General features: G+C 68.7%; 11 protein-coding genes and 1 pseudogene. 5 read left to right on the forward strand and 7 right to left on the reverse strand.

The genetic code is table 11. The features are described 5' to 3' along the window. Positions 1–6 precede the first annotated feature (6 nt). Both JOF41_RS07345 and JOF41_RS07350 read right to left on the reverse strand, forming a co-directional pair. Complete coding sequence (locus tag JOF41_RS07345) at positions 7–372, reverse strand: hypothetical protein (RefSeq protein ID WP_189225899.1); 366 nt, start codon at positions 370–372, stop codon at positions 7–9. Positions 373–389: 17 nt separating this feature from the next. Next, on the reverse strand, positions 390–1568 hold the full coding sequence (locus tag JOF41_RS07350; RefSeq protein WP_189225900.1) for a zinc-dependent alcohol dehydrogenase: 1179 nt from the start codon (positions 1566–1568) through the stop codon (positions 390–392). A gap of 79 nt (positions 1569–1647) precedes the next feature. Here JOF41_RS07350 and JOF41_RS07355 point away from each other — a divergent pair, with 79 nt between their 5' ends. Further along, positions 1648–2475: an SDR family oxidoreductase gene (locus JOF41_RS07355; protein ID WP_189225901.1), complete on the forward strand. Its 828-nt coding sequence runs from the start codon at positions 1648–1650 to the stop codon at positions 2473–2475. Here the strand turns inward: JOF41_RS07355 and JOF41_RS07360 are convergent. Further along, entirely contained in the window at positions 2447–2860 is a 414-nt protein-coding gene (locus JOF41_RS07360) for a ChaB family protein (protein ID WP_189225902.1), read from the reverse strand. The two genes, JOF41_RS07355 and JOF41_RS07360, sit on opposite strands and share 29 nt — an antisense overlap. 54 nt (positions 2861–2914) lie before the next feature. Between JOF41_RS07360 and JOF41_RS07365 the strand changes: the two genes are divergently transcribed. Then, on the forward strand, positions 2915–4270 hold the full coding sequence (locus JOF41_RS07365) for an aldehyde dehydrogenase family protein (RefSeq protein WP_209624063.1): 1356 nt from the start codon (positions 2915–2917) through the stop codon (positions 4268–4270). Positions 4271–4493: 223 nt separating this feature from the next. Here the strand turns inward: JOF41_RS07365 and JOF41_RS07370 are convergent. After that, positions 4494–6019: pseudogene (locus JOF41_RS07370) on the reverse strand (ISL3 family transposase). Between the two features lie 62 nt (positions 6020–6081). Between JOF41_RS07370 and JOF41_RS07375 the strand changes: the two are divergent. Next, positions 6082–6321, forward strand: coding sequence for an integrase core domain-containing protein (locus JOF41_RS07375; protein ID WP_268248843.1), 240 nt, complete (start codon positions 6082–6084; stop codon positions 6319–6321). A gap of 118 nt (positions 6322–6439) precedes the next feature. Here JOF41_RS07375 and JOF41_RS07380 read toward each other — a convergent pair whose 3' ends face one another. Continuing rightward, positions 6440–8686, reverse strand: a complete 2247-nt coding sequence (locus tag JOF41_RS07380) for a helix-turn-helix domain-containing protein (protein ID WP_209617279.1) — start codon at positions 8684–8686, stop codon at positions 6440–6442. Between the two features lie 120 nt (positions 8687–8806). Between JOF41_RS07380 and JOF41_RS07385 the strand changes: the two genes are divergently transcribed. Further along, a complete protein-coding gene (locus JOF41_RS07385; RefSeq protein ID WP_189225905.1) occupies positions 8807–9664 on the forward strand; it encodes a hypothetical protein in 858 nt (285 codons plus the stop codon). Positions 9665–10055: 391 nt separating this feature from the next. After that, on the forward strand, positions 10056–10526 hold the full coding sequence (locus tag JOF41_RS07390; RefSeq protein WP_189225906.1) for a methyltransferase family protein: 471 nt from the start codon (positions 10056–10058) through the stop codon (positions 10524–10526). 270 nt (positions 10527–10796) lie between these two features. Here JOF41_RS07390 and JOF41_RS07395 read toward each other — a convergent pair whose 3' ends face one another. Together JOF41_RS07395 and JOF41_RS07400 are read right to left on the reverse strand one after the other, a co-directional pair. Then, positions 10797–11318 (reverse strand): transposase, encoded by a 522-nt coding sequence (locus JOF41_RS07395; protein ID WP_209615493.1) that lies wholly within the window; start codon positions 11316–11318, stop codon positions 10797–10799. Continuing rightward, positions 11315–11851 carry a winged helix-turn-helix domain-containing protein gene (locus tag JOF41_RS07400; protein WP_189223275.1) on the reverse strand — a complete coding sequence of 179 codons (537 nt, stop codon included), beginning with the start codon at positions 11849–11851 and terminating at the stop codon, positions 11315–11317. Before JOF41_RS07400 ends, JOF41_RS07395 begins: the two co-directional genes overlap by 4 nt. Positions 11852–11887: the final 36 nt, after the last annotated feature.

Raw genomic sequence — 11887 nt, forward strand, 5'->3', positions numbered from 1 at the left:
GCCGCGTCACGGACCACCCACCTCGCACTCGTACGGGCGGTCGTGGACCGCGTGGCACCCCGCGCCCGAAACGCGCCAACCGCTGGAAAGCTCGCGCAGGAACAGCGTGTCGTCATCCGTGCGGACCCGCGCCGCGTCGCCCCAGACGACGACCTCGCGCACCTCACCCCGCGGCAGTTCCAGCGAGGAGCAGTCGACGCCCTCGCGCGCACGTTCCGTGAGCAGCTCGCAGACCCGCTCCGGCCTGCCCGATGCGACCGCGGCCTCGAACTCCTCCGCCGCCCGCTGCGCCAGGTCCCGCGAAGCCGACGCGCACCCGCCCACCGCCAGCGAAACCGCCAGCAGCGCTGATAAGCACGCTGAGCGGACCATGACCGACCACCCGCCCGTCACGGTCGCAGCAGCACCTTCACCATGTTGTCCTGCTTCTTCTGGAACTTCTCGTACGCCATGGGCGCGTCGTCCAGCGGCAGGCGGTGCGTGGCGAAGCCGTCCACGCCCAGCGGGTCGTCGTCGGTGAGCAGCGGCAGGATGTCGGGTACCCAGCGCCACACGTTGGCCTGCCCCATCCGCAACTGCACCTGCTTGTCGAACATGGTCAGCATGGGCAGCGGGTCGGCCATGCCGCCGTACACGCCCGACAGCGAGATGGTGCCGCCGCGCCGCACCACGTCGATGGCCGTGCGCAGGGCGTCCAGCCGGTCCACCCCCGCGGTCATCATGAACTTCGCCGCCAGCGCGTCGGGCAGCAGCCCGGTGGCCTGCTGGGCCAGCTTGGTCACCGGGGCGCCGTGCGCCTCCATGCCCACCGCGTCGATCACCGAGTCCGGGCCACGCCCGCCGGTCAGGTCGCGGATGTGCTCGGCCAGCTGGCGATCGCGCGCGTTGATCGTCCTGATCCCGTTGGCGTGGGCGCGCTCCAGCCGCTCCTGCACCAGGTCCACACCGATGACGGTCTGCACGCCCAGGTGTTTGGCGATGCGGGTGGACATGTCGCCGATCGGCCCGAGACCGAGCACCACGAGGCTGCCGCCTTCGGGCACGTCCGCGTACCGCACCGCCTGCCACGCCGTGGGCAGCACGTCGGAGAGGTAGACGAACCGGTCGTCCGGCGGCCCGTCGGGCACCTTGATCGGCAGCGTGTTGCCGAACGGCACGCGCAGGTACTCGGCCTGGCCGCCGGGCACCTGGCCGTAGAGCTTGGTGTAGCCGAACAGCGCGGCGCCCGAGCCGTGCTCGCGCACCTGGGTGGTCTCGCACTGCGACTGCAACCCCTGACCGCACATGAAGCAGGTGCCGCAGGAGACGTTGAACGGCACCACCACGCGGTCGCCGGGCTTGAGCTCGGTGACCTGGGAGCCGACCTCCTCCACCACGCCCATCGCCTCGTGGCCGAGGATGTCGCCCTCGTCCAGGAACGGCCCGAACAGCTCGTACAGGTGCAGGTCGGAACCGCAGATGCCGGTGGAGGTCACCCGGATGACGACGTCGGTGGGTTCCTTGAGCACGGGGTCGGGGACGGTGTCCACGCGCACGTCGCGCTTGCCGTGCCAGGTGACGGCTTTCATGGGTCTCCTTCCGAGTGGTCCTGCACCCGGCGTTCCCCTCCCGGCGTGTGGCAAACCCGCCGCAGGGTAGCCCCCGGCCATGGCTACTACCGCACCTCTACCGAAAGACCGCTCGGGCGCCCCGCTGTACGCGGTGGTGACCGGTTCGGACTCCGGCATCGGCCGGGCGATCGCCGTGGCCTTCGCGGGCGGCGGCGTGGACGTCGGTCTGACCTACCACCGTGATGCCGAGGGCGCCGAGGAGACCGCCCGTCAGGTGCGCGAGCGCGGCGCGCGTGCCGCCGTGCGGCAGTTGGACCTGACCGACCTGCCCACCGCCGCGGCCGTGGTCGACGAGCTGGCCGAGGAGCTGGGCGGGCTCGACGTGCTGGTCAACTGCGCGGGCACGGGCACAGCCCAGAAGGTCATGGACATGGACTTCGACACCTGGCGCGGTGTGCTGTCGGTGGACCTGGACGGTGCTTTCCTGTGCTCCCAGCGCGCCGCCAAGCACATGATCGAGGCGGGGCGCGGCGGCCGGATCATCAACATCACCAGCGTGCACGAGCACGCGCCGAAGGTGGGCGCGGCCCCGTACTGCGCGGCCAAGGCCGGGCTCGGGGCGCTGACCAAGGTGCTGGCGCTGGAGCTGGCCGAGCACGCCATCACGGTGAACTCGGTGGCCCCTGGGGAGATCTCCACGCCGATGACCGGCCAGGAGGACGTGGACCCGCGTCAGCAGCCGCGTCCGGGTGTGCCGCTGGGCCGCCCCGGTCACGCGGAGGAGGTGGCCGCGGTGGTGGCGTTCCTCGCCACGCCCGCGGCGGGCTACGTGACCGGGGCCTCGTACGTGGTCGACGGCGGGATGCTGCTGATGGGCCCGCAGGCCAGCAGCATGCTCACCGACGAGAAGTGGCGCGTTCCCTAGCCTTGGCCGTCTTGCCCCGGTTGGCCTTCTCGATGGCCTCCACCAGCTGCTGCTTGGTCATCGAGGACCGACCGGGGACGTCCAGCTCCTTGGCCAGGTCGTAGAGGTGCTGCTTGCTGGCGTTGGCGTCCACGCCGCCGTGAGTCTTGCCGGGTTTGGGCGTGCTGCGCGCGGCCTGGTCGTCCGACGGCCCCTTTTCGGCCTTGGGTTCCCAGTGGTCGCCGACCTTCTCGAAGGAGTGCTTCAGCGCGGCGAACGCGGTCCGGTGCGACCGCTGGCCCTCGCCGTAGGTCTCCACCGCGGAGTCGTGCGCCTTGATCCACGTGCGCTGCGCCTTCTTCGACGAGCGGGCGATGGTGCTGGGCAGTTCCTCGCGTCCGGGCATGTTCCCTCCATGGTTCCGCCGGGGAGCCGGGGGTACCCGGACCGCATGACCGACATGCGCGCCGCACCACTGGACATCCACAGCCCGCTCGACGGCAGCCTGGTCGGCTGGCTGCCCACCGCGACCGAGCAGGACGTCGCCTCGGCGGTGCTCGACGCCCGCGAAGCGCAGGCCGCGTGGGCGCGGGTGCCCGCGGCCGAGCGCGGGGCCGCGCTGCGCGCCGCGGCGGCGGGTCTGCGCGAGCAGGCGGACAACCTGGCCACCGTGGTGGAGACCGAGACCGGCAGGCCGTTCGCGTCCGCGCGCGAGGGCGTGCTCGCGGGCGCGTCCACCCTGGAGCAGTACGCCGAGCTCGGCCCGGTGCACCGCGGCCGGACGCTGCTGGGCGGCCACGACGCCACCGACTTCATGGTCCCCGAGCCGCGCGGCGTGGTGGTCGCGCTGACGCCGTGGAACGACCCGGTGGCGATCGCCTGCGGGCTGCTCGGCGCCGCGCTGGTGACCGGCAACGCGGTGATCCACAAGCCCAGCGAGCGCTGCCCGCACACCGGCCTGCTGCTGGGCCAGCTGCTGGCCGAGCACTTCCCGGCGGGTGTGCTGCAGGGCCTGACCGGCGACGGCGCGGTGGGCGCGCTGCTGGCCGCCAACCCGCACGTCGACGTGGTGGCCCACGTCGGCGGGACCGCCACCGGCAGGCAGATCCTGGCCGCCACCGCCGCGACCGGGGCCAAGGCGCTGCTGGAGAACGGCGGCAACGACCCGCTCGTGGTCGACGCCGGCGTGGACCCGGAGTGGGCCGCCGACCAGGCGGCGCTGGGCGCGTTCGTCAACGCGGGGCAGCTGTGCACGGCGGTGGAGCGGATCTTCGTCCACGAGGCGGTGGCCGAGGCGTTCGTGGCGGCGCTGTGCGAGCGGGCGCGACGCTGGAACGAGGACCCGCAGCCGCTGGTCGACACCCGCCACCGCGAGAGCGTGCACGCCCACGTGGCCGAGGCGGTCGCCGACGGCGCGCAGGTGCTCGTCGGCGGTGAGGTGCCCGAAGGCGAGGGCGCGTACTACCCGGCCACGGTGCTGGCCCGCTGCACCCCGCAGATGCGGGTGATGCGCGAGGAGACCTTCGGGCCGGTCGCCCCGGTGTGCGTGGTGCCCTCGTTCGAGGAAGCTCTGGCGCTGGCGTGCGTGGACGAGCACGGGCTGGCCGCCACGGTGCTCACCGGGTCGATGGCGCACGCGCAGCAGGCGTGGCGCGCGCTGCCGGTGGGGACGGTGAAGGTGAACGCGGTGTTCGGTGGCGCTCCGGGCGGTGCCGCGCAGCCCCGACGGGCCAGCGGCACCGGGTTCGGCTACGGGCCCGAGCTGCTGGACGAGATGACCACCACGAAGGTCGTGCACCTCGGCCTGCCCGGCTGACCCACGCCTGCAAGTAGCGCTGAAGCGACCTCCAGGGGGCCAGCCATCCACGGACTTGGCGTAGGGCCAGCGGCCAGGCGGGTTTCGACACCATCCTGTCTGTTGTGGACTGTGTCGTGGGTCCCCCTCTCTTGTCGACGGTCGGTCGGCGTGGTCGGCTCCGGCGGTGGGTCTGTCAAACGAGCGGCTCTGACCCGTAGTCGGTGGTAACGCTGGGTGTCTGTCAGGGTAGGAGGATGCGGTGGCGGATAAGGTCGAATCCTGCGCGTCCGTGCATCTGTCTCATGATCCTTTTCGTACGGGTGTTGACGCCTTCGGTGCGGCCGTTGTGGTAGGGCAGCGTGACGGCGGCGTCCACTGCGGACCGGTCGGTCTCGAGGCCGTTGGTGAGACTGCGCAGGTGCGGTAGGTCGACGCCTCGGGCTGTCGCGATCCACTCGGTGAGTTTCGCGTCGTTGCCCGCGGCAGGTGTCAGCAGGGCGGCGAAGCCGCGCACCAGTTCGGCGAGTGTGGTCATCTCCGGGCAGGCCGCAGTGATCTTCTCCAGCAGAGCCGTGTCCTTCGGACGCAGTTTTTCGGGTCTGGTCAGCAGGATGCGACTGGCGTGACGTGAGGTCGTGACGGGGGTCGCTTTCGGCGCGGCCCTGGTTGAGGTAGCGGACCAGCAGGTTGGCGCTGCCGGTGTAGCCCAATTTCCGGATCTGCGCCAGCAGGTGGGTAACCGGAATCGCGGGATCGGCGGCGCGGCGGGCGCGCAGGTGGTCGCGGTAGGGGTCGACCAGCGTCGGGCGGTAGGTGGGGGCGATGCGCAAAGCGTGGGGTTCGGGCATGCGGGCATAGCGTTTGACGGTGTTTAGGGCCATGCCGAGGCGCCGTGAACAGTCGAGCAGGCCGACGCCTCGGCCGAGTAGCTCGTGGACCTTGTTCCGGCGTTCGTGGACGGTCTGCTCGTGAACTCCGCCGGGGCGGGTTGACTGTGGCCCAACACCCGGCGTGCGCGCGGATTTCGAGCAGGACCTTGTCGCAGAGGTTGCGCCAGAGATGCCATCGATCGCTGACCTGCACCGCGTCGGGCAGAGCACGGCGAATCGCCTCGGCGTAGGTGGCCGAGCCGTCCCGGCATACCACTTCGACACCGGGATGCCCGCGCAGCCACGATTCCAGGGTGGCGGCGTCGCGGCCGGGCAGGACCGCGACGCGTCGGCCGGTCTCGGCGTCGATGACGATCGTGGCGTAGCGGTGGCGGCGGCGCAGGGCGAAATCGTCCACGCCGATCACCCGTGGAACCGTCAACTCGGGCAGTGGCAGGCGTCGCAGACGGCGCAACGCGGTGCTGCGGGACACCGGCACGGCGAGTACTCCGGCCAGCCGTGCGACCGCCCGGCCACATAACTCCTGCGCCACCTGGGATATCTGCCGAACAAGCCGCACCGTACGGCGCTGGTGGCGTTCCACCAGTCCGGGAACCTGCTCCCGGAAGGTCTGTCGCGGGCAACTCCGAGCAGGACAGACCAGTCGTCGGGTGCGCAGGTGCACGACGACCTGACGGCCGTCAACCGGCACGTCCTTGAGCGTCCGATGGTGGTAGCCGTGCACCTGCGCCGTCGCGGTCCCGCACCCCGGACACGACACGGCCGCGTCCCGGGTGCGGGCCGTGACCACCACCATGCCGCCACCGTCCGCCACGTCCTGGACGACCAGCGCCGACAGTCCGGAAAACACCGTCCTTACAAGGGAATCGACATCCATCACAAGATCGTGATCATGGCTGGCTACTTGGCGTCACCACCGACTACGGGTCAGAGCCGCTCGTGTTTTACAGTCCCTCGATCGGCGACTGCTATGACAACGCCATGATCGAATCGTTCCGGGGACGCGTCCAGACCGAGCTGCTCGACCGCCGACGATGGCGCACCCGCCTCGAGTTGGCCAACGCCCTGTTCGAGTACCTCGAGATGTTCCACAACCGCCGCCGACGCCACACCGCACTCGGAATGCTCACACCGATCGAGTACGAACTCCGACACGCCAAGATCGCTCCAGTAGCCTGAACTCCAGTGACCCGACTCCGCCAAACGGGGTGAGGATCACCTGTCCACCCGGGTCGTCAGGATCCAAGTGTGTCTGGTGTCCAACACTCAGGGGCAAGTCCTCGGAGGCGATGCTCTGTCATCGTGGCAGAACCGCCGCCAGCCGCTCATGGCGGAACCGGTAGACAGCTCCCTCCTGGCGCAGCAGGCCGCGGTAGTCGGCGTCCTGAAGGAACGCCATCATGCGCAACGGTGCCCTGCGTGTGACGGCGAGCCACAGACTGGCGATCATGAAGCGGCCCCATGCGGTGACGTGAACCTTGCTCAGGCCCTGATCAAGCCCACCGATGAAACAGCGCGTCACCGCCGCTGCCGCGCCTGCGGCGCCACCTGCGATGATGCCTCTGCTCAATCCGAACGCGAGACCGAATGCCAGGCCACCAACTAGTCCTTGCATCAAGGCGACCGCGCGGTCGTTCCGGAACACGACGACCGGGCTGATCGACATCGTGTCGTCGGTGGGCGCGCTGACCCAGAAGTCGAGGGTGCGGGCGATTCCGATCGCGAGCATGACCGCGACGCCCGCGCTCGACGCGCTGGCGATCGCGGCCTGTTTGAGGCCGACACCTGACATCGCGAGCGCCACCACCAGTGCCACACAGGCTCCACTGAGTGCACCGGTGCCAAAACCTTCTGTCACATGCCGCCAGAGCGGTTCTCCCGGAGAGTCAGTCAGGTGACGACGCGCACGCCACGGGCGCAGGCGTACGACCGAAGGGTGCGGCTGTTGTGATGCCGCCAGCAGGCACAGCGCCGTTCCGCCGAGCAGGCCCGCGACCGCCCCGCCCACGCACCCCCACCAGAGTCCAATCGCCGTGCCGTGCAACAACCCGGACGGCAGGCCCACCGCAACCGCGACGACCAGCGCGAACACAAGCCCGCCCAGCGTCCCGATCGCGGGTCTCGGCACAGCCAATTCGACCCGCCACCAGGCCAGTTCGGAAGACCGGACGTGACGCATGTGGTCGTCGAGGAAGGCAAGCCACCGCTGGGCATTCGCAAGGGTGGGTACGCGGTCGAGAGGTTTCCGATCGGCTGTGGGCTCTGGTCCCGAGTCCTTGGCCCAGAATGGGTGATAGCGCGTCGGCACGAGCCGCGAGAGCAAGTGGTCCTCGATCTTGCGTTGGTCGGTGAAGCCCAGCAGGTCGGTGGGATGGGCAGTGCCTTCCCCGTAGTCGGCCAGGGCAAGCCACGCCATCAATGGAGTGGTCAACGTCGCGGCCAGCGGCCCGTCCGGCTCCTCAGTGAGCCGGGCGAGGACCGGTTCCCACCCCTCGAGGCGATGGGGGTCGACAACCAGTCGTAGGTATTCGGCGACGACATTGACAGGAGGACGTTCGGCCTCGGCGACGGCGGTCGCCTCAAGCACCCGGCCTCGGGGATGCCGCACTGCCGCGCGGAACTCCTTTCCACGTGATGACAGCACGAGCGCGCCGACACCTGGGAGTGCATTGTTAATCCGTGTCAGCGCCACCGGACGCAGGTGTTGCGGTATCTCGTCGAAACCGTCCAGCACCGGAATCACCAGTCCGGAGCCGACGATTTCGGAGGCTCGCTCGCTGCTGCGTACGGACGGGTACCTCGCGACCAGTTGCTCGACGAGCCACTCGACCAGTCCCACCGCCGACGGATTCCATTCGCTGATCGTCAGCATGACCGGCACCGGCCCTCCTGGTTCGCGGCGCCTGATCCGACCGAGTACCAAGTGCGCCAGTGCCACGGTCTTGCCCATGCCGGACTCTCCCAGAAGCACGAGCCGATGGTGCGGCAGCCAGTCCAGGACCTCCGCCGTTGCGTCCAAGTCGCCCTCGAACGCGATATCGCCGTCGGCCAGCACCACGTCGCGGTGATCTGCGACATCCCAGCTGAAAGTCCAGCGCATCGGTATCGCTTTGATCAGGCGCTCGTTCCTCCATTGTCGCTCCACATCTACGGCCAGCGCGTCCAGGAATGCGGAGAGGTCACTCGCGGGAGGCGCTGCCAGCCAGGGGAACACCGGATAGCCATTCGATTTCAGGGCGACCCGGCCACGCCGCTCGGGTAACAGGCGGACGATTTCCTCCCACTGTGACCGCAGCTCTTCAAATTCCTCCTTGAGTTCTCCGTCCGGCTCCCTCCCGTAGTAGACGATCAGCAGGTTTTCGACAGAATCTCTAATTCGCGGGAAAGCTTTGCCCTTCTCGATGTTGTGCAGCGACGCTTTAGGGTGACCCCACTTGCGGACCACGTCGTCCATCGACATTTTACGTTTTTCGCGCAGTCTCCGCAGTCTTCGGCCGAAATCTGCCCATGCCTCCTGGAAGGGGTCCGGCGGTGACTCGGACATGAGACTCCCTCGGAAACGTGTTCATGTCGTTCATGAGTGTTCACGAACGGTAGCCGATGAACGCGTCCCCGGCTATCAACGGTTATGCCCGTGCTGATCCGAAGAGGAAGGAGTTGAGGCGTGATGACACGCGGAGTCAATCACCTCGTCGCGTTCACGGCCGTCGCGACGTCAACCATGCTGTGGATGGGATCCCTCGCAGCATCGGCGGGCGAGTACGGTCCGGACACCTGTCGTCAAGGGTGGGTCTGGCGAGAGGCCGTACCCGGCGACCACGTCTGCGTCACCCCACAAACCCGGCAGCAGAGCTGGGACGACAACGCCCAGGCGGCCGCACGGCGAGAACCCGGCGGTGGCCCGTTCGGTCCGGACACCTGTCGTCAGGGGTGGGTTTGGCGAGAGGCCGTGCCCGGCGACCACGTCTGCGTCACCCCGCAGACCCGGTGGCAGGCGCTCGATGACAACGGGCGGGCTGCGGCTCGGGTGGCACCGAACATCCCGCCGCCCTGCCAGTCATCGGGCGCATTGCCGTCCGACACCCACACCTCGAAGCAGGCCGTGCGCTGTTCCGCCAACGGCTACTGGCGGGTCACGATAACCGCGTTCGTCCACGACTACTGGATCTTCGGCTCCGACGCGGGCTCGTCGATCAAAGTTGAGCACTTCGAGGACGACCGCTGGGTGGAGCGGCCCGCGCGAGTGATCACCGCGCACAACGACTACAGCCCTCGCCGGGCGGGGGAAGCTGGCAACACTGACTGCCCCACGTTCGGTTCCATGACCGGCCGCTGCTGGACACCTCCGCCACCCCGCGACTGTCGCGTGGAGAATGCCAGCAGCATCGATTGCCGTGACTACGCCAACGGCACGCCAATTTCCGGCGTGAACTTGAACGCCCGCTCGGTCCGCAGCAGCGGCATGGTGACATTCGGCAACGGCGAGCTCGCATCGCTGCCGACCGTCATCGACTCGTTCTGACGAATTCTGAAAGGAGGAATGAAATGGACTGGTTTGGCGTGTTCGTGCTCGCCGCCTTCTTTTTCGCTGCGATTGTCGGCGCCGCGATTTCCTGACCCGTGCCGCGCGGGAATGTATTGAGGGGAGGTATTGCCATGTTCCTGGTTGCGCTCGCGATCGGTCTGGCCGTGCTCTTGTGGACGTGATCTGACCTGCCGGTGCTTCCGGCGGCCCGAACAGGCCGCCGGAAGCACCGGCCACTAATCATGGGGAAGGCTTGAAGATGGCAGAAACCTGGCGGTGGTGGATTGTCGCGATATGCTGGGCAGTGGTGACACTGACCTGGATCATCGGTGCCGTGCATACCACTCGGCACGCATCACGGCCACGAGTGCGGCCACGATCCGGTCTGGTGCCCCTGCTCCTGGTCGTGATCCCGCTTGCGTGGGGTGTCAACGAACTGTCCCCCTCCATCCAGTGGCCACCACTCACTGGCCACCAGTGGCTTGCCACCACAGCGGCGGCCACCCTACCGGTCTGCACAACGTTCACCGTCTGGGCGCGGATCGCGCTGGGCGCCATGTGGACCCCCTTGCCGTCGGTGCGCAGCGACCACGTACTGCGGACCGACGGGCCGTACGCCATCACCCGACACCCGATCTACACAGGGGTGCTCGGCATGCTCCTGTGCACCGCGCTGATCATCCAGCACGGCTGGGCGCTCGCCGCGTTCGGGTTGGCGGCGGTGACGCTGAGAGCCAAGATCCACAGGGAGGAACGGCTCTTGTGCGAGGTGTTCGGCCAGGCATACGAATCCTACCGGGCCCGCGTACCGCGACTGCTGCCGCTGGGCGGGTTAATGGGGCTTCGACCGGTTCCTTGAACCAGACGTGTGTGCCGCAGACTCCGGACGAGCCAGCGCGCTCAACCCGACACCGGCACGTTTCCGATGTTCTGTTCCGTACCGGGTTTGATGGAGACCATCAAGCCTGGATGATGAGGATCGATGGCCCCACCGAAGAACTACCCGGACGAGCTGCGTGAGCGGGCACTCCGGATGGCCACGGACTACCGCATACACACTCCGCTGTCAACGAACCACCGATACTACCTGACCACCGTTCCCCGGCCTGTGACTACTACCGGGGTTTGATTATGGGGTTGATGGGGTGGGGTCGAGGGTGAGGCCGGTGTGGGTGAGGAAGCCGGCGAGCAGGGCGGGGTGGCGTTGGATGTGGCGTAGTCCGCGGCGGGCGGCGTGGGTGAGTTCGGGGAGACTGCGGGCGGCCAGGTTGGCCAGGCTGGTGTTTTTCAGGTGTGCCCAGACGCCTTCGGTGGGGTTGAGGTCGGGGGCGTAGGCGGGCAGTTGGACCACGGTCAGCCAGGCGGTGTTGTCCTTGGTGTATTGCAGGGTCTTGCCCGACAGGTGTGCCGAGAGGTTGTCCCAGATCAGCACGATGGGGGCGTTGAGGCGGCGGTGCAGTCGGGTGAGCAGGGCGGGGAAGGTGGTGTTGGTGAAGCTGTGCTCGCGGGTGGCGTAGAGCAGTACCGGTGCCCGGTCGGGGTGGTAGCAGCAGATGCCGGCCAGGCTGATGCCGTTGCGATGTCGTCCGGCGATGCGCAGTTCGGGGGTGCGGCCCACCGGGGACCAGGTGCGTCGGGTGGGTGGGGTCATCGAGGCGCCCGCTTCGTCCTGGAAGCAGATCCACGCTGTCTGGCCCGCGGATGTTTTACCCGCGGCCACACCTCGGTGCGCCAGGCGGTGATCACCTCCTCGTTGCGTTCCAGGGCGCGGGTGCGGGGCATCTGCCAGGACCAGCCGATGCGGCGCAGCAGGCGCCAGATGCCGTCGGGGGCGGCATAGACCACGCCGGTGGTCTCGGTGATCACCCGGCCGATGCGGGCCAGGGTCCAGCGCTGGTCGGCCCAGCCGTGCGCGGCCGGGCCCTTGTCCAGTTCCCGCAGCACCGTGCGGATCTGCTCGTCGTCGAGGTAGCACCGCGCACCCGACGGGCCTGCCGAGAGCAGCCCGTCGACACCGTGTTCGGTGAAGTGTTTGCGCCACTGCGACACCGCCTGCGGGCTCACGCCCAGCAGGCGGGCGATATCGGCCTGGGACATCCCCTGGTCGAACAGGTCCGCCGCCCTGAGCCGGACCTGTTCACGCTCCTGACGCTCCGGGCCGGTCAGACCACCACCCAGCCTCATCGTCCCGGCTTAACACACCGACGGCCATTCCGCGAC

It is taken from the genome of Saccharothrix coeruleofusca (assembly GCF_017876325.1).
Classification (GTDB): domain Bacteria; phylum Actinomycetota; class Actinomycetes; order Mycobacteriales; family Pseudonocardiaceae; genus Actinosynnema; species Actinosynnema coeruleofuscum.